General features: G+C 71.4%; 12 protein-coding genes and 1 pseudogene. 4 read left to right on the top strand and 9 right to left on the bottom strand.

What is annotated here, in order from left to right:
* The 3 genes and pseudogenes from JYG37_RS08840 to bcsB form a co-directional block, all read right to left on the bottom strand.
* Positions 1-3,908: pseudogene (locus JYG37_RS08840) on the bottom strand (cellulose synthase subunit BcsC-related outer membrane protein).
* Positions 3,893-5,122 carry a cellulose synthase complex periplasmic endoglucanase BcsZ gene (bcsZ, locus tag JYG37_RS08835; protein ID WP_050018043.1) on the bottom strand — a complete coding sequence of 410 codons (1,230 nt, stop codon included), beginning with the start codon at positions 5,120-5,122 and terminating at the stop codon, positions 3,893-3,895. Before bcsZ ends, JYG37_RS08840 begins: the two are co-directional and overlap by 16 nt.
* Positions 5,123-5,125: 3 nt before the next feature.
* Positions 5,126-7,462, bottom strand: coding sequence for a cellulose biosynthesis cyclic di-GMP-binding regulatory protein BcsB (bcsB, locus tag JYG37_RS08830; protein WP_176016773.1), 2,337 nt, complete (start codon positions 7,460-7,462; stop codon positions 5,126-5,128).
* A gap of 476 nt (positions 7,463-7,938) precedes the next feature.
* Between bcsB and JYG37_RS08825 the strand changes: the two genes are divergently transcribed.
* Positions 7,939-8,961 (top strand): sensor domain-containing diguanylate cyclase, encoded by a 1,023-nt coding sequence (locus JYG37_RS08825; protein ID WP_124631962.1) that lies wholly within the window; start codon positions 7,939-7,941, stop codon positions 8,959-8,961.
* Between the two features lie 16 nt (positions 8,962-8,977).
* On the opposite strand, the gene JYG37_RS08820 is transcribed toward JYG37_RS08825, so the two are convergent.
* From JYG37_RS08820 to JYG37_RS08805, 4 genes are read right to left on the bottom strand one after another with little or no spacing between them, the layout of a single operon-like run.
* Positions 8,978-9,430: a hypothetical protein gene (locus tag JYG37_RS08820; RefSeq protein ID WP_124631963.1), complete on the bottom strand. Its 453-nt coding sequence runs from the start codon at positions 9,428-9,430 to the stop codon at positions 8,978-8,980.
* The gene (locus JYG37_RS08815; protein WP_124631964.1) at positions 9,430-10,851 is read right to left on the bottom strand and encodes a phosphatase PAP2/dual specificity phosphatase family protein; all 1,422 of its coding nucleotides are present in this window, start codon (positions 10,849-10,851) and stop codon (positions 9,430-9,432) included. Before JYG37_RS08815 ends, JYG37_RS08820 begins: the two co-directional genes overlap by 1 nt.
* A complete protein-coding gene (locus tag JYG37_RS08810; RefSeq protein WP_213346026.1) occupies positions 10,848-12,617 on the bottom strand; it encodes a bifunctional alpha/beta hydrolase/class I SAM-dependent methyltransferase in 1,770 nt (589 codons plus the stop codon). The genes JYG37_RS08815 and JYG37_RS08810 overlap by 4 nt, the downstream gene beginning before the upstream one ends.
* Before the next feature lie 57 nt (positions 12,618-12,674).
* Positions 12,675-13,280, bottom strand: coding sequence for a CDP-alcohol phosphatidyltransferase family protein (locus tag JYG37_RS08805; RefSeq protein WP_050018037.1), 606 nt, complete (start codon positions 13,278-13,280; stop codon positions 12,675-12,677).
* Positions 13,281-13,403: 123 nt separating this feature from the next.
* Between JYG37_RS08805 and JYG37_RS34760 the strand changes: the two genes are divergently transcribed.
* The 3 genes from JYG37_RS34760 to JYG37_RS08790 all read left to right on the top strand — a co-directional run bounded on the left by JYG37_RS34760 (position 13,404) and on the right by JYG37_RS08790 (position 15,350).
* Positions 13,404-13,637, top strand: a complete 234-nt coding sequence (locus tag JYG37_RS34760) for a hypothetical protein (protein WP_235356322.1) — start codon at positions 13,404-13,406, stop codon at positions 13,635-13,637.
* A 112-nt stretch (positions 13,638-13,749) separates the two neighbouring features.
* Positions 13,750-14,382: a lysophospholipid acyltransferase family protein gene (locus JYG37_RS08795; protein WP_006481857.1), complete on the top strand. Its 633-nt coding sequence runs from the start codon at positions 13,750-13,752 to the stop codon at positions 14,380-14,382.
* A 38-nt stretch (positions 14,383-14,420) separates the two neighbouring features.
* On the top strand, positions 14,421-15,350 hold the full coding sequence (locus JYG37_RS08790; RefSeq protein WP_050018036.1) for a phosphatidate cytidylyltransferase: 930 nt from the start codon (positions 14,421-14,423) through the stop codon (positions 15,348-15,350).
* Between the two features lie 40 nt (positions 15,351-15,390).
* On the opposite strand, the gene JYG37_RS08785 is transcribed toward JYG37_RS08790, so the two are convergent.
* A complete protein-coding gene (locus JYG37_RS08785) occupies positions 15,391-16,203 on the bottom strand; it encodes a topoisomerase IV (RefSeq protein WP_124631967.1) in 813 nt (270 codons plus the stop codon).
* Between the two features lie 51 nt (positions 16,204-16,254).
* Positions 16,255-17,013 (bottom strand): hypothetical protein, encoded by a 759-nt coding sequence (locus JYG37_RS08780; RefSeq protein WP_244138035.1) that lies wholly within the window; start codon positions 17,011-17,013, stop codon positions 16,255-16,257.
* Between the last annotated feature and the right edge of the window lie 9 nt (positions 17,014-17,022).

Raw genomic sequence — 17,022 nt, 5'->3', positions numbered from 1 at the left:
CTAGTAATCCGAATAAAGCCGCACCGGCGTCGGCGTCACGAGCCAGTTGCGCGGCGCGCGCGCATCGAACGCATAGCGCAGGTACACGAGCGCCGAGCTCGGCGCATAGTCGTGCGACCGGTCGATCTGCAACTGCGCGCCGACGCTCAGGTGCGGGTTCACGCGATACTCGACGATGCCGTTCACGCCGTACGAGAACGACACGCCGCGCGTCGAACTGCCCGCGTACACGAACCCGGCCGCGACCTGCGCGGCGCGCTGGCCGGAGAGCGTCGGGTAATACAGCGAATCCTTCTCGTAGCTGTTGGAGATCCCGCCGGTGACGGTCAGGTCCCACGACAGCGCATCGTGCCGCCCGGCCCATTCGATCGGCACGCCGAGCGACAGATAGCGCTGCGGGCTGTAGTAACCGCCCTGCCCGTACGTGTAGTAGCGCAGGTTCTGCGCGTAGTGCCACGCATTGCCGACGAGCCCGGTGCTGACCTTCATCGTCGCGCGCTCGTAGACGGGCACCGTGAAGCCGGTGCGCAGCGTGACTTCCGCATTGCGTTCGACGTTGCGGCCCGACAGCACGCCCGCGCCGAGTTCCGCGAACAGGTTCGTGCGGCCGACGTCGACCGACGCGCGCAGGTTCACGCCGTCGCGGCGCACGCCGCCCCACACCGCGCCGGTCCATGGGTCGCGCATCCCCGCGTACGACAGCACGCTGCTCGTTTCCGGCCGCCGCGACGCGTTCACCGAGAAGCTCGCGGGGCCCGCGTCGAAGCGGTAGCGCATGCCGCCGACCAGGTAATGCACCGGGAAGCCGAGCGGCGACGTGCCGAGATCGAAGCGCCATGCATCGGACAGGTAACCGGCGCCGAGCGCGACGCCCGTGGTCGACTGGTGCAGCGAGCCCGACGGATTCGCGAGCAGCGCGGCGGCCTGCGGATTCGGCTGGAACGGCGGCGGCAGCCCGTTCGGCGCCCTGAGCCCCGCATACGTGCCGAACGTCTTCAGCGAATACGCGTTCGGGTCGCTCGTATCGAGCGTGCCCGGATCGAGATGCACGGTGTCGATCTGCGCGAACACGTGCCCGTCGTAGCGGATCGGCATCTGCATGTAGATCGGCACCTGCTGCGCGCGATACGACGAAATGCCTTCATCGCCCGACTTGTACGCGGGTATCCAGCCGGTCTCGATCTCGGGATTGCGTCGCTGTGCGAGGTCCGCGAACGCGGCCTGTGCGGGCGTGAGCCCGTCGCGGCCCGGGCTCACGCCCGTCGCGCGTTCCTGCGACTGCGACAGCCGGTACAGCGACGCCGCATCGTCGTAGCGGCCTTGCGCCTCGGCCACGCGCCCGGCCGCAACCGTCACGTCGGCGCGCGCCGGATACGCGGCCTGCAGCCGGTCGGTCACCTGCGCGGCTTCGTCCGGGCGGCGCAGCGCGTTCAGGCGGCGCACCGCCGACAATTGCGTGTCGACATCGTCGTCCGGCGTGCGCGCCAGCACGGCCTGCACGCGCTCGCGTGCGGCGGCTCGGTTGCCGCTGTCCTCGTCGATCCGGGCGAGCGCGAGCTGCGTATCGGCATCGTCCGGCGTACGCGCGACGACCGGCGCGAGCGCGTCGCGCGCCGCGTCGTAATGGCCCTGCGCGCGTTCGAGATCGGCGCGTTCGAGCGCGTAACGCTTGTCCGCGCGGCCGGCCGGGCTCGCGCGATCGAGCAGCGTGCGCGCCCGTGCATAGTCCTGTCGTGCGATCGCGTCGTCGGTCTGCCGCAGCACGAGCCGCAGCGACTGGTCCTCCAGTCGCGCCGTCTGCGCGGGCGTCAGCGACGGGTCGCGACGCAGCATGTCGAGCCATGCGGCGAGCGCCTCGTCGCGCCCCGCGCTGCCGAGCAGGTCGCCGTAGCGCAAGCGCACGTCCGCGTCGGCTTCGCGCGGATGCGCGGCGATCCAGTCGCGCAGCGGCGCGAGGCCGCGCTCCGGTTCGCCCGCGTCGATCCACTGGGCGCCGATCGCCGCGAGCATGTCGGGATCGTCCGGCGCGCTCGCCTGCGCGTGCGCGAGCGTGGCGGCAAAGGCCGCGCGGTCGCCGCGTGCATGCGCGCTTCGTGCGTCGGCCAGCGCGCTTTGCGCATCGAGCTTGCGCGCCAGCGCCCGCATCCCGTCCGACCGGTGCGCATCGTCGACCGGCGCCAGCGCGGCCTGCGCGCCCGCGACATCGTCGATCGAGTTGCGGTACAGCGCGCTCGCGTAGCGCATCTCGGGCGTGTCGCTGCGCGCGAGCCCGTCGTCCATCACCGTGCGGCCGAGCTGCGGCAGCCCCATGTCGCGATAGAGGCGCGCGAGCGCGAAGCGCGTCCACGGCGCGTCGGGCGCCGCGCGCACGGCCGCCTCGTAGCGTTGCGCGGCCGGCCCGCGCGCGCCCTTGTCGGCCAGCGCACGCGCTTCGTTCGCGAGCACGTCGCCGCGCAGGCCGTCGAGCGTACGGCGATCGTCGGCGCCCGTCACGCGCCCTTGCAGCGCGTCGAGCAGCGGGCCGATTCGGTCCGCGCGGCCGGTGTTTTCATACAGCGTGGCCGTGTCGCGCACGGCCGACACGCTCGGCGAACGCGCGGCCAGCAAGCCGCGCAGCAACGGCTCCGCCTGCGCCCAGTCGCGCTGCGCGAGCAGCGCATCGGCGAGCTGCAGCTTCGCGTCGGGGTTGTCCGGCTGCATCGCGAGCGCCGCACGCGCGGCGCGCTCGGCATCCTGCGCTCGCCCGGCGCTGGCCGCTTCGCGGCCTTGCGCGAGCAGCCCCAGAACTGCGCGGTCCGCGCGAGGCCCTGCCATTTGCCGCGCTGGTCGGTCGCACGCGCCGCGGCCCGCGCGAACAGCGCGCGCGCTTCGTCGTGCCGCCCTTCGCGCAGACGCAGCAGGCCGAGCCCGCCCAGTGCATCGGCGTCGTCCGAGCGCGCCCTCGCGGCGCGCGCGAGCAGCGGATCGGCGGCGGCCAGGTCGCCGCGCGCGAGCGCCTGCAGCCCGCGCTGCTGCGCGATGTAGTCGGGATCGCGTTCGAGCCGGCGCTGCGCGTCGCGCTGCCGGTCGAGGCCGGCCGCACGATCGCGGAATTCGGTGTCGTCCGGCGCGAGCGCGAGATACGCATGCAGCGCATCGAGATACGCGGGATCGCTGCCGGCCGACTGCAGCACGCGCCGCCACAGCGCCATCGCTTCCGTATGGTCCGCGTCGGCGCGCTTCGCGAGCGACGACGCGATCCGGTTCGCTTCCGCGCGCGTGTCGTCGCGCTGGTTCAACAGCCGCGCGAGCGCGACCGACGCGCTCGTGTCCCGCGGATCGGCGGCGATCGCGCGGCGCAGCGCGGCGATCGCCGGCTCCCGCCCGCCCGGCGCGTTCGACACGATCTGGTAATACTCGGCGCCGAGCGCGCCCGACGGCGCGCCGTTCGGAAACAGCGCGACGATGCGCCGGGCCGCCTCGTCGGCGCGGCCGCTGCGCGCGAGCAGTCGAATCTGCGCCATCTCGCCGCGCCCGCTCGTCGCGACGCGGTATTCGTCGGCCACCCGCCGCGTGGCAGGCGCATTCGGCGATTGCGCCTGCAGCCGCGCGAGCGACGCCTGCGCGCCTTTCGCGTCGCCGAGCCGCAGCAGCACGCGCACCTGTTCGGCCAGCAGTTCGGGGTCGCCCGGCGCGATCAGCAGGCCCTTGCGCAACGCATCGCTGGCGAGATCGTCGCGATGCTTGGTGCCCCACATTCGCGCGGTGTCGAGCTCGCGCCGCGCATCGGCGGCGGCCGAGGTCGCCGGTGTCGCGGGGTTCGCGATCGCCGTGCCCGTCGCAGCGCCCGGCGCCGCCGCGCACACCGACGACGCGAGCCACGCGAATCCCGCGACGTGCGGCGCGGCGCGCTTCAGCGGGCGGCGCACGAACGGCCTCCCCAGCGGGTGTCGAGCGTGCCGTCCGCCCCGAACCGGTAACGGCCGTCGCGCCAGCCGAGGCCGAACAGCGTCAGCACGCTCGTGTAATAGCCGGGCGCCGACTGGCGCGCGAGCGTATCGACGCGGGCCGCCTGTGCCTCCGCGAGCGCATGCTGGCCGCGCGCGTCGAGAAACGGCACGGCCGCCGCGGAGAAACCGCCGTTGCCGTCGTTCGGCCCCGCGACGCCCGTCGTCGTATCGACCTTCTCCGGCGGCGCGCCATGCGCGGCGATATGGTCGGCGAACGGCGCGAACTTCGCGAGCAGCGGCGCGGCAAGCGGATCGGCGCGGTCGAGCGTGCCGGCCCACAGGTACACGCGGATCGCGTTGTACGCACTCTCCGCGTGCGTGTCGGGATCGGGCCCGAAGCCCTTGCCCGCGCGATACAACGCCCAGTCGGGCGAGAAGCCCTTCGGCGCGGTGTCGAGCAGCACGCGAGCGGTGCTGGAGGCGAGCGCGGCCCAGCGCCGGTCGTCGGGCAGCCGCGCGCCGAGCGCGCGAATCACCTGCGGCGGCGAATAGCTCGGATTCACGCGCCATTGGCCGTTCGCGAGCTTGAACCCGGTCGGCCCCGGCAGCAGCGTGAGGCCGAGGCCCGGCACGGTCGCCGTCTCGTCGTCGAGCACGCGCTTCGCGAGCAGCGCACCGCGCGCCGTATAGCTGCGCTCGCGCCACAGCCGCCCGGCCTCGACGAGCGCATACGCGATCCACAGGTCGGCGTCCGACGCCGCGTTCGCGTCGAGCACGCGCCACGCACCGTCGGGCGCACGGCCCCACAGCCACGCGGGCAGGTGCGCGCTCAGGTCGCCCTGCGCGAGGTTGTTCTCGGTCCATGCGAGGATCGTGTCGAACATGCGCCGGTCGTTCGCGACCAGCGCGAAGAACAGTCCATACGCCTGCCCCTCCGATACCGTGCGCGAATCGGCCGAGCCGACGTCGATCACGCGGCCGTCGGCCGAGATGAAATCGCGCTTGAACGCGTCCCAGCGCGGCCACGCCGCGCCGCATCCCGCGCCCGCCGCATCGGCCGCACCGGCCGGCGCGGCGTGCGCGCGCGTAGCCATGCCGGCCGCCGCGCACGTCACCGCAACCGCCAGCGCGAGCATCGCGCCGACACGCCGCGCCGGCTGCGTTGCCCGTCGCTTCGTCATTGCCCGCGCCATCCGTTACATCCCCCGTCGACGCGCGGCGATTCGTTGCAGCACGCTGAACACGCCGAGCGCGAGCAAGAGCCCCGCGACGACGCCGACCGCGCCGAGCACGACCGGATGCCGCGCCGCCTCCGTCCATACGCGCGCATACCACGGCACGAAGCCGACCACGTAAGGCTCGCCGACCCGCAGGCTGTCGACCTGCCCCGGCCGCACCAGCGCGAGGTCGCCCTGCAGTTGCGACACGAGCCCGGCGTTCTCGAACACGTCGAGCAGATCGCCGAGACGCGGCTGGCCGGTCGCGGTCAGCGCGACGACGCTGCGACCGCGGCTGCCCGGCAGCTCGAAACCGGCGAGCGCCGCGAGCGGACCCGCCTGTTCGATGTGCGCACCGCCGTCGGCGACGCCCACGCCGTTGCGCCAGCGCTCCTTCACCGTGAACGCGACGCGCGTCGTGCCCGCGCCGCCGGCCGCGCCCTGCTCGCCGATCGCGAGCGGCAGCGCCGTGCGCCACTGCGCGAGCAGCGGCGACGCGGGCGAGCCGTCGATCACGAGCAGGTCCTTGTGCCCGGACAGCGCGGCGACGTCGCCGGGCCGCGCGACCTGCACGCGCAGCGCCGGGAAGCCGGTCCATTCGCCCATGTGGCCGAGCATCGTCAGATAGGCCTCGAGCTCCTGCGGCGACGGCCGGTCGGGCATCACGACGGCCGTCTGCGACAGGTCGGCGAAGCGGGTGAACGGGAAGCCGCTGTTCGCGAAGAACGCGAGGTTCGGCAATTGCGCGTAATGGACGAAGTGCGAGAAGTCGATCGTCGAATCGGGATCGATCGCCGCGCGCTGCGGCTCGGTGGCCGTGCTCGAACACAGGCCCGTCTTCTGCGAATCGAGCGTGAAGCGGAACTGCAGCTGGTTGCCGCTTCCGACGCGGAACGCGGGAATGTCGACGTCGCTCGTCACGCGCCCTTCCGGCACCGACAGCAACGGCAGCTGCATGCGGCCGTGCGCGTCCTCCGCCTGGGCCGGCCCGAGCCGGTACGACTTCACGAGCTGATCGTTGATCTCGACCGCAAGCGTCGAATTGTCCTGCACGGTCGGCGCCGTGTAGCGGTAGCGCAGCGTGATCGGCACGCCCGCGCCGTTCCACGAATGCAGATCGGCCGGCACGCGCAGGTTCAGCCGGATCGCGTCGGGCGTCGTGCCGCGCACTTCCAGCTGGCGCGGGTCGTTCACGAGTTCGCGGAACGCGATCGGCCGGTTCACCGGCAGCCAGCGCGGCGCGTCGTACGGCTTGCGCGGCGCGCCGAGATCGACGTGCGCGACCGTCGCCGCCGGCCCCGACAGCGCCGCGCGGCCGAGCACGAGCGTCGCGACCGCGTCGTCGACCTCGGCCGCCGTGCGGCCCGTGACGACCAGCAGCTTGCGGCCCGGCGCGGCCGGGTTGTCGGCGACCGCGAGCAGCGGGCCGTTCACGGGCGGCAGCGCGAGACCGGCCGGCAGCGTCGCGACCGTGCCGACCACGACGGCCTGATCGTCGGCCGGCAGCGCGGTCGACACCGGGAAGCGCGCATGCCGGTAGTCGGCCAGCGCGCCGAACCACGACGCGAGCACGCCCGCGCTGCGCAGCGTCGCCGAATCGGGCGTGGCCGGCAGCACGAACGGCAGCCGCACGCGGCCGTTGTCGCGCCGGTCGAAGAACGGCGCGGGCAGCAGCGCGAGATCGTTCGGCAGGCGCACCGGCGATTCGTCGAGGATCAGCTCGCTCGTCGGGCTCACGTCGGCCCACAGCGCCGAGTTCGTCGGATCCTCGCAATGGTCGAGCGTGTAATGCGCGATCAGGCGCAGGCCGATCTGGTTGAAATCGGAAAAGTAGCGCGGATCGATCGGGATCTCTTGCGTGACCGTGCGGCCCGCGCGCGCGGCGTCGAACGGGACGGTCGCAACCACCTCGCCGTTCACCGACACCTTCAGGTGCGACAGCGCAAAGACCAGCGACGGCGAATACGCGTAGGTCAGGCGCAGGCGTGCGCCGGTGATCACGCGGTCGAGCCGCACGCCGGCGTTGATCGTGCGGGCGTCGTCGGCGCCGCGCAGGCGCAGCGGATCGAACGCGCCGAGCGACGCGAACGGCACACGCACGGTCGTCGCCGGCAGGCCGGCGGCCGGGACGCTGGCCGCCGCCGGCGCGGCCGCGGGCACCGCGATTGGCGCCGCATCGGGCGCCGCCGCGTGAGCGGCCGCGGCCGTCGACGCAGCGGCCGGCACCGCCGGCAGCGGCGCGGCTGACAGCGCGGCCGTATGGAAAGCGCCGGTCATCGCGGCCGCCAGGACGAACAGCGACACGGCCGGCTTCATGCGCGGCCCCGCGTCGTCACGATCGTCCGATCATCCTGCGCGTCGCAACCGACGCGCGCAAAGCAGCTATGCCCGTGAGTGCACATCCCCTCTGCTTCCCCTCATATCTGGCTTGATTGCATTTATCGGGACGACGCGGCGGATGCTTCAATGACCGGTTCGTCGCGCTGAGGGACGCCTGGCACCGGCGCCCATCATTCGTCACACTATCTCAAAAATAGAACAAAACTTACCGTGATTCGCGACTGAGAGGCGAAAAAATCTCAATTCGGTCGGAAATGCCGAGCAGGAAGAGTGAATGGCAAGAGTTGCGCCGTTGCCAGCCGGACGGCTGAAACGGCATACTGCCGGCGCGATACGGCTGGCCGGGCATCGCCTGCATTCCGTGCGGACCGCCCGGAATGCGCTGCCGCAAGCGGCGCGTATGCTACCGCAAGTACGCGCCGCACGACGTACTTTCTTCACGGAAAACTGACTTGGATCAAATCGCCGACGCCACCACCCCGTCCGCCGGGACGCTGCTGCGCATCATCGCCGCTCAAGCCGAAATCGCGAAACTCGGCCTCGACCTCGGCAGCGTGATGGCCTACGTGGCCGAGCAGGTGCCGCAGCTCACCGGCGCGAGCGCCGCCGCGGTCGAATTCGCCGAAGGCGACGACATGGTGTACCGCGCCGCGTCGGGCACGGCCGCCGGGATGCTCGGGCTACGGTTGCGGCGCTCGGGCAGCCTGTCGGGCCTGTGCGTGCAGCAGGGCAAGCTGCTGCACTGCGTCGATTCGGAAGCCGACCCGCGCGTCGATCGCGATGCGTGCCGCCGGGTCGGCCTGCGCTCGATGCTCGTGATGCCGCTCACGCACGCCGACACGACGGTCGGCGTGCTGAAGGTGATGTCGCCGGACGTCGACGGCTTTTCGCCGGCCGACGCGGCCACGCTGCGGCTGATGGCCGACCTGATCGCCGCCGCGATGTTCCACGCGGCCCGCAACGAAGCGAACGAACTCTATCTGCGCGCGACGCACGACGCGCTGACGGGCTTGCCGAACCGCGCGCTGTTCTACGACCGCCTGCGCCAGTCGATGCACACGACGCTGCGCGCGAGCGGCCGGCTCGGCATTCTCAACATCGACATGGACGGACTGAAACCGATCAACGACGAATTCGGCCACCGCGCGGGCGACGCCGCGCTGCGCGAGGTCGCCATGCGGATGCAGGCCGCGGTGCGTCGCTCGGATACGGTCGCGCGCGTCGGCGGCGACGAATTCGCGGTGATCCTGCCGAACCTCGGCACCCGCGACGATGCCCATACGCAGAGCATGCGGCTCTCGCGGCAGGTCGGCGAGCCGTTCGAATTCGACAGGCATCCGCTGCGGCTCGGCGTCAGCGTCGGCATCGCGATGCTGCCGGACGACGGTACCGACATGAATGCGCTGATCGAGCATGCGGACCAGGCGATGTACGAGGCCAAGCGCACGCGGACGCAACGGACGGCCCGCGCATGACGCATCGCATGCATCGCTAGCCGATCGGCGACACCGCGATCGCGATACCGACGACGAGCCACTGCACGACCGCGACGAGCACGGCGGCCCGGCACAGCCCGACCGCGCCGCGCACGCGCGCGTCGAGCGTGCGCCCGGCCTTCGTCGTATCGATCCAGCCCAGATCGGCGAGCGCGCGGTCGAGCGCCGCCAGCCCGGCATCGACCGACCCGTCGCCGTCCACCGCCCGCGCCAGCGCGGCAAACAGCCGCCGATCGATCTCGACGCGCACCGCGTACCACAGCGCCGCAATCCCCGATCCGGTGCTGACGACGGCCAGCAGCACGCGGGCAAGCGTCGCCGGCGGCCAGCCCGCCGCGAGCCATCCGCCCGCGCCGGCCGCGGCCAGCGCGACCGCAATCGCCCACGCACCCGCATCGAGCGCGCCGCGCGCGGCGGCGATCCTGAACGGGCCGGACGGATCGCGCATCACACGCGCCCCGCATCGCGACGGCGATCGATCCACTGCTGCAGCACGGCCACGCCGTCATCCGACCACACCGCGCGCGGCCGGACCGCGCGCACCGAGGCCAGCGCGTCGCGCGCATCCGTCAGCCCGCGCCGCGCCGCGAGCCACGCGGCCGCGCACAGCACGCTGCGTCCGTAGCCGAGCGCGCAGCAGACCAGCACGTCGCGCCCGTCGCCGTGCAGCCGATCGAGCGCCGCGACGGCCTGCGCGAGCTGCGCCGCCGTCGGCGCGACGAGGTCGAGCTGAGGCACGCACGCATACGCGAGCGACGCATCGGCCGCCGCCCAGCGCGGCATCTCGGCGGTCAGGTCGACCAGCGCGGTGAAGCCGTGGCGCCGGATCTCGCGCGTCGTCGGCGTCCGGCCGATCGACACGCGCTCGTCGATCCGCACCGGCGCCGGCTGCCGGAACGTCCACAGCCGCGAATTGACGAACGCGCCGGCGATCGTCGGCGCGAGCAGCCAGCCCATGAAGACCGGAAACCGCCCGTCCGCATCCTTCTGGAACGCGCCGGGCGCGCCGCGCCGGTACGCCCATGCGACGCAGGCGAGCGCCAGCGCGACCCACCCTGCCGCCAGCGCCCAGCCCGGCGCGCGCGCCACGCACGCCAGCGCCGCGAGCGCGACCAGCGCGGCGCCTAACGCATAGCGGCGCGCGAGCGCGCGACCGGCGGCGGACGGCGACGCATCGGCGCCCGGCAAGCGGCCTGCGGCATCGCGCAGCGGAAACAGGAACAGCGCGAGACAGCCGACGGCCGCCCCGGTCGGCACGTCGATCGCATGATGCTGATAAGTCGTCAGCACCGACACGCCGATCGCCGCGAACCACAGATGCAGCACGACGCGCGCGAACGTGCCACGCAGGTGCTTCGCATAGACGGCCCACAGCACGACGAGCAACCCGATATGCAGCGACGGCGCCTGGTTGAACGGCTTGTCGAAGCCCATCAGCAGCGTGAACAGCGCGCCGGCCACGCCGCCCGCGTCGGGCCGCTCGAAGCCGAAGCGCAGCGGCCACGCGACGAAGCACGCGACCGACACCAGTTGCACGGTCAGCAGCCGCTTCACGTGATCGAGCAGATCGTCGCGGCGCGTCCAGAAGAAGAACGACAGCGCATACAGCAGGTCGATCGACCAGTACGGCACGATCGTCCACGGCACGAACGGGATCGCATGCTCCCAGCCGAACGCGAACGTCGGCACCGCGGCGCGGCGCGCGGCGAGCCAGTTCGCGAAGCCGTACGTCGAGAAGAACACGGCGCCCATCGCCGCGAGCCAGCACAAGCGCAGCGCGAACGACGCGTCGCGCGCGCCGGCTGCCGGCTCGGCCAGACCGCCGCTCGCGTCCGCATCCACACCCGCGCCGCCGCCGAGCGCGCTCATGACGCGTCGACCCGCTGCGCAAGGCTGACCGTGAAGATGCCCATCTCGTCGATGCGCTGGTCGAGCTTGCGGAAACCCGCCCGCGCAACGAGCTCGTCCATTTCGGCTTGCGAACGACGGCGCATCACCCAGGTCGACTCGCCGCGGTGATTGTTCAGCGCGCGCGCGATGAATTCGAGCTGCGGATGCCACGGCTGCCCCGTATAGACGAGATAGCCGCCCGGCGGCACGGCCTGCGCGAGCCCGCGCAGCGAGCGCTCGATCAGCGCGTTCTCGCCGAACAGCTCGTACAGGCCCGACACGATCGCCAGCGTCGGCCGCGGCTCGAGCGTCGCGAGCGACACCTCGTCGAACGCATCGCCGCGCTCGAAGCGCGCGATCGGCTCGAGGCCGCGCTGCGCGATCAGCACGCGGCCGGCCTCGACGTTCGGCGGGCTGTAGTCGCGCAGCGTGATGTCGTCGGGCGCCGCGCCGTCGCGCTCGGCGGCCATCGCGATCGCGTCGAGCACGTAGCGCCCGTGGCCGGCCGCGATGTCGACGATCCGCACCGGCGTGCCGTTCCCGCGCAGGCGGCCGATCGCCGTGCCGATCAGTTCCTGCAGATGCACCTTGCGCTGGCGGATGCCGACCCAGCCCGGCGAATCGAGATACGTGCGGTCGATCAGCGCGCCGATGCCGAACCGCCCCTGCGCGCGATTGCGGTACACGTAGTCGAGCGTCGAGCCCGAATCGAAGCCGAGCCGCAACCCGAGCGCGATGCCGTCGGACAGCGCGCCGCCGGCTTTCAGGCCGGCGCGCGTGAGCGCCCAGTACGCCCGCGCGAACACGTTGGCCGGCGGCCGGCCGAGCGCCGCGTATTCGTCGTGGAACGCGCCGCGGCGGTCGGCATCGGCGAGCGACACGCGCGGGCTCGGCGCATCGAACTCGCGCAGCACGAACGCACGCAGCGGCGCGAGCGCCTGCGCGCGGTCGCGCTCGCCGAGCGTGTCGTGGTAGAAGCCCGGCAGCACGATGCGCTCCTTGCGCGCCGAGCCGAGCCGCTCGAAGAAACGGTCCTGCGGGCCGCGATGCACGACCCAGTCGGCGCCCGAGATCAGCAACTGGGTCGGCACGGTGATCGCGGCCGCGTCGGCGACGATCCGCTGCGCGGTATCGTGCAGGTCGAGCAGCATGTTGACCGCGATCGGCCGCGTGATCAGCGGATCGGACGCGTAGCTCGCGATCCGCTCGGGGTCGTGCGTGAGGAATGTCGGCTTCACGTAGCTGTTCACGTAGAACAGCCCGCGCAGCTTGTGCATCAGCCTCAGCCCTGGCCGCGCGAACGGTACGTAGAGCTTGATGTGGAAGGCCGGCGACGCGACGACGAGCGCGCGGATCGGCGGCGCGTAATCGTGCGCCCAGGTCGCCGCGAGCACCGCGCCGACGCTCTGGCCAATCACCGCGACATCCTCGATCGCGATGCCGTGCGTGTCGCGGATATGCTCGACGAAGGTCTGCAGGTCGCGCACCGACGCGGCCGCGCTCGGGCTGTAGCCGCGCGCGCCCGGCGAGCGGCCGTGGCCGCGTGCGTCCCACGCAAAAAACGCGAAATCCGGCAGGTCGAGCTCGTCGACGAGGTGCGCGACGCGCGCCGAGTGTTCGTGGCCGCGATGCAGCAGCACGATCGCGCCGCGGCAGCGCGGGCCCGTCGCGGGCCAGTGGCGATAGAACAGCGTTGCGCCGTCGTGCGTGATGAAGTCGGCCTCACGGGCCGTGCGTGCGTTCATGCGATCTCTCTCGTTTCGTTATTCGAATCATGTGGCGCCGCCCTCCGGCGCGGCCCGTCAGCGGCCCGCTTCGGCGACGCCGGCCTGCACGCGCCGCACCGCCGTCACGATCGACAGCACGATCAACAGCCGCCACAGCCACGCGGCGACACCGCCGACCGGGAAGCCGAGGCCGATCCACAGCGCGAACGCGCCGAGGGCCAGCGCCCGGTCGCTCTTGCCGAACGGGCCGTCGTAGCGGCGCGTCGCGCCGACGAGCGGGCCGATCAGCCCCGCGCATTCGACGATCACCGCCGTCAGCGCGAACAGCCAGACGTCCGCCGGCGCGAACGCGGGAATCGCGAGGAACGGCAGCACGAGCGCGACGTCGGACACGATGTCGCCCAGCTCGTTCAGGTACGCGCCGAGCGTGCTCTTCTGCCCGTGCTCGCGCGCGAGCATCCCGTCGATCGCGTTGAGCGCCATCCGCGCGAACAGCCACAGCGGAATCAGCAGGAACAGCGCGCGGGCGAATACGCCGAGCCCGGCGAGCGCGCCGACGACGATCGAGCCGCCGGCCGCGAACAGCGTGACCTGGTTGGCCGTGACGCCGCGTTCGGCCAGCGAATTCGCGAACGGGCGCAGACGGTTCTGGAATTTGGGTTTGAGTGCGTAGAGGCTCATCGTTTCGTATTCGTATTATTCGCGCGGCACGGTTGGATGCGTTTCCCGCCGCCATGCCCCGGGCGGCGAAACGGCCGTCGTCGGCCTGGATTGAACGGCCCCCATCGTCGCCGAGCCGCCCCGATGCGTCAAGCAGGCGGCCCGGCCGGCCCGCGTGGCGCCAATCTGGCGTTTTTCGGCGAAACTCGCGATAATCCGCTGGCCCGATCGCCGCGAGATCCATTCGAACTGCAGACGGGCACTCGTGCAACAGCCGATTATCACGCCGCCGACCGGCGCATTCGCCGCGACGCGACCGCGTGCGACGGCGAATCGTCCGATTATCGCGGACCTGCGACAGGCAGCCACGAACTTTGAAAAAATTTAAACAAGAGCCGTTCGGCGCGCATCCTGCCGCGCCGGCATTCCGGGGTTCCGTCCGCCGCGCGGGCGCGGCGGGCCGGGCATGCACGCAGGAGGCCGCGCGCCGATGAACATCCTTAACGTCTGGCAGCGCGACTTCCTGCTGTCCATCGTGCGGCTCGTCGCCGGCGCGTATCCGGTCTGGCATCAGGCGCCGCCGTCCCCGACGCAGAAGATCTATTTCTCGAACCACACGAGCCACATCGACACGCTCGCGATCCTCGCCGCGCTGCCGCGCGACGTGCGCGCGGTCGTGCGGCCGGTCGCCGCGCGCGACTACTGGGACAGCAGCGACCTGAAGCGCCACATCGCGCAGAAGCTGCTGAACGTCGTGCTGATCGACCGTCATCGCGAATCGGGCGGCGATCCGCTCGACCCGGTGCGCGATGCGCTGCGGCAGGGTCATTCGATCATCATCTTCCCGGAAGGCACGCGCGGCGCCGACGTGCTGCCGCAGCCGTTCAAGAGCGGGCTGTTCCATCTCGCGACCGAGTTCCCGGACGTCGCGCTCGCGCCCGTCTATCTCGAGAACCTGCAGCGCATCATGCCGAAGGGCGCGATCTGGCCCGTGCCGCTGATCTGCAAGGTGCATTTCGGCGCGAACGAAGCGCTCGGCGCCCAGGAAGACAAGCCGACATTCCTCGCCCGCATGCGCGACGCGGTCATCGCGCTCGCGCCGCCGCAGCGGCCGGCCGGCTGAACGCGGCGCGCCCCTTCCCCCTTTTCCGGATACCAACCATGCGAACCCTCTTCTGGGAACTGGTCGCGGGCGTCACGGGCGTGCTCGTCGTCGCGACCGTGATCGGCGCGATCCTCGGCGCGCGCAGCGGCGGCACGAGCGCGACCATCGTCAACCTGAACCAGCGCATCCGCGCATGGTGGGCGATGATCGCGATCATGGCCGTCGCGATCGGCCTCGGCAACAACGTCACGTACCTGGTATTCGCGCTGCTGTCGTACCTGACGCTGCGCGAGTTCATCACGCTCACCCCGACCACCGCGAGCGACCATACGACGCTCTTCATCGCGTTCTTCGTCGCGATCCCCGTGCAGTACCTGCTGCTCGGCATCAACTGGTACGGGATGTACTCGATCTTCGTGCCCGTGCACCTGTTCTTCGCGATGTCGCTCGTGTCGGCGCTCACGCAGGACACGCGCGAATTCCTGAGCCGCAACGCGAAGATCAACTGGGCGCTGATGGTGTGCGTGTACGGGCTGAGCCATGCGCCGGCCGTGCTGATCCTCGACATCCCGCGCTACGCCGGGCAGAACGCGCTGCTGCTGTTCTTCTTCCTGTTCGTCGTGCAGATCAGCGACGTGCTGCAGTACGTGGTCGGCAAGCTGTTCGGACGCCGCAAGATCGCGCCGCAGCTGTCGCCGTCGAAGACGATCGAGGGGTTCATCGGCGGCGGCCTGCTCGCCACGCTGTGCGGCGCGTCGCTGTATCGCGTGACGCCGTTCAGCTTCGGCGCGGCGTTCGGGATCTCGCTCGCGATCGTGATCGCGGGCTTCGTCGGCGGGCTCGTGCTGTCGGCCGTCAAGCGCTCGCTCGGCACGAAGGACTGGGGCTCGATGATCGCCGGCCACGGCGGGATGCTCGATCGCGTCGATTCGATCTGCTTCGCCGCGCCGGTGTTCTTCCACCTGGTGCGCTACCTGTACGTGTGATGCGCGGGCGGCGCCATGCCGCCCGTTCCCGCGCGGCGGATCAGTATCCGTCGCGCAGCGCCTTCGGCACGACGTAGCGGCCGCGCGCGGCGTCGAACTTCACCGTGTAGCGTGCGTGGATCGCCTTGTCGCCGCGCGTGCCCGTTTCCGTGACCGTCAGCGGGTAGACGTCGCCCGAGCCGGTCGTGTCCGGCGCGATCTCGAAGCGGCGTTCCTCGCAACGCGCGCGAGCATGCGCGCATTCCGTCGACTCGGCATTGTCGAGCGCCTCGTCGATGCGCGCCGCCGCATGCACCAGCGCGTTGCCGTACGGCAGCCAGATCGAACGAAAGCGTTGCGTGTAGCCCTGCCGCGTATCGCTTTCGCCGATCACGAACCCGAACAGGTGCGGCCCGAGCCGCTCGATGCGCACCGTGCCCGGTTCGCCGCGCTCGCCCGATGCGATCTCCGTTTTCTTCGCGACCGGCTCGAGCGTCCTGCCGTCCGGCGAAGGCTTCAGCACGTACAGGTCGATCGCGCCCGGCGTCGCATCCGAATCCATGCCCGGCATCCCGTTCTGCACCGCCGCGTCGGTCTCGCCGCACATCGCGAGCAGCATGCGCGGGCCGTCCGCGGTCGCCACGCGCAGCACGCCGCACGGCGAATGGATGAAATCGCCCTCTTCCGCCTGCCAGCCCTTGCGGTCCGCACGCCAGTCGCCGTACGTGTCGTGGATGAAGGTTTTCAGTTGACGGTCGGGTTGGGCCGGCTCGGCGGCATGAACGGGCGACAGCGCGGCGAGCGCCGTGAGTGCCGTGAACGTGCCAAGGGTGACGAGCGGCTTCAGACGTCGGTTCCGGTTCTGAATGGTCATGACGAAATCGGTTCGGATTTGTGTGTGGCGGATTGTTGCAGACTCGACGGATCAAGGTTGCCGCGGCGCGATGCCGGTGCCGTCCGGCTTCAGCCGCGCGGTGCGCACCCACCCTTCGGCGATGCCGCGTGTACGCGGATTCAGGTAGACGACCGACGTGAAGCGGCCGTACTCGGTCCGCGCATCGACGTGGTCGTGCTCGACGATGAACAGCCCGTCGATCCTGCATGCATCGTCCGGTGCGGAAAAGAACGGCAGCCGCCCGTTGCCGATGACGACGCGCCCTGCATCGCTGCCCATCACGTAATCTCCTTGCGTCTGAGCACGGCGGTTCAGCGCATCGCAATCGACGGCACTGTGTACCGGCGCGACCGATACCGCGCACGTCGACACGAAACGCGACAGCGCGCCCCGGTCGATCTTCAGCACGTCCGGCCGGTCGGGATCGCGTGTGACGTCGAGCACCTGCATCGTCCGCGTATCGAGCATCACCCAGCCGACCGTCGCTTCGCGATTCGGCGTGCCCGGATGGTCGGGCGTCGTGAACAGGCGGATCCGGTAGACGTCGCCGTTGCGCTCGTCCACCGCGGCATGGATGTCGCGCCGGGCGAACGCGGTCTGCTGCAGCGCAGGTACGATCAGTGCCGTCAGTCGTTCGTTGCACGACGCCGTCGGCGCGGCGGCGGCGGTGGCCTGCACGACCAGCGCACCCACACACGCGAGCGCGACGCGCACGGCGAGGGCCGCGCGCCGGCTGCGCCACCCGGTCTCGCCATTCACGCCGGTCGGCGTTACGATCTTGTTGTTCACTTCAGGCTC

Origin of the sequence: Burkholderia sp. LAS2, assembly GCF_018417615.1 — a bacterium.
In the GTDB taxonomy this organism is placed as follows: domain Bacteria; phylum Pseudomonadota; class Gammaproteobacteria; order Burkholderiales; family Burkholderiaceae; genus Burkholderia; species Burkholderia sola.
This window is presented reverse-complemented; position numbering and strand designations above follow the sequence as displayed.

What these genes read in the sequence shown, in the direction of transcription:
- bcsZ (WP_050018043.1), bottom strand. Translation starts at nt 5,122, where the DNA reads ATGGCGCGGGCAATGACGAAGCGACGGGCAACGCAGCCGGCGCGGCGT.
- bcsB (WP_176016773.1), bottom strand. Translation starts at nt 7,462, where the DNA reads ATGAAGCCGGCCGTGTCGCTGTTCGTCCTGGCGGCCGCGATGACCGGC.
- JYG37_RS08820 (WP_124631963.1), bottom strand. Translation starts at nt 9,430, where the DNA reads ATGCGCGATCCGTCCGGCCCGTTCAGGATCGCCGCCGCGCGCGGCGCG.
- JYG37_RS08815 (WP_124631964.1), bottom strand. Translation starts at nt 10,851, where the DNA reads ATGAGCGCGCTCGGCGGCGGCGCGGGTGTGGATGCGGACGCGAGCGGC.
- JYG37_RS08810 (WP_213346026.1), bottom strand. Translation starts at nt 12,617, where the DNA reads ATGAACGCACGCACGGCCCGTGAGGCCGACTTCATCACGCACGACGGC.
- JYG37_RS08805 (WP_050018037.1), bottom strand. Translation starts at nt 13,280, where the DNA reads ATGAGCCTCTACGCACTCAAACCCAAATTCCAGAACCGTCTGCGCCCG.
- JYG37_RS34760 (WP_235356322.1), top strand. Translation starts at nt 13,404, where the DNA reads ATGCGTCAAGCAGGCGGCCCGGCCGGCCCGCGTGGCGCCAATCTGGCG.
- JYG37_RS08795 (WP_006481857.1), top strand. Translation starts at nt 13,750, where the DNA reads ATGAACATCCTTAACGTCTGGCAGCGCGACTTCCTGCTGTCCATCGTG.
- JYG37_RS08790 (WP_050018036.1), top strand. Translation starts at nt 14,421, where the DNA reads ATGCGAACCCTCTTCTGGGAACTGGTCGCGGGCGTCACGGGCGTGCTC.
- JYG37_RS08785 (WP_124631967.1), bottom strand. Translation starts at nt 16,203, where the DNA reads ATGACCATTCAGAACCGGAACCGACGTCTGAAGCCGCTCGTCACCCTT.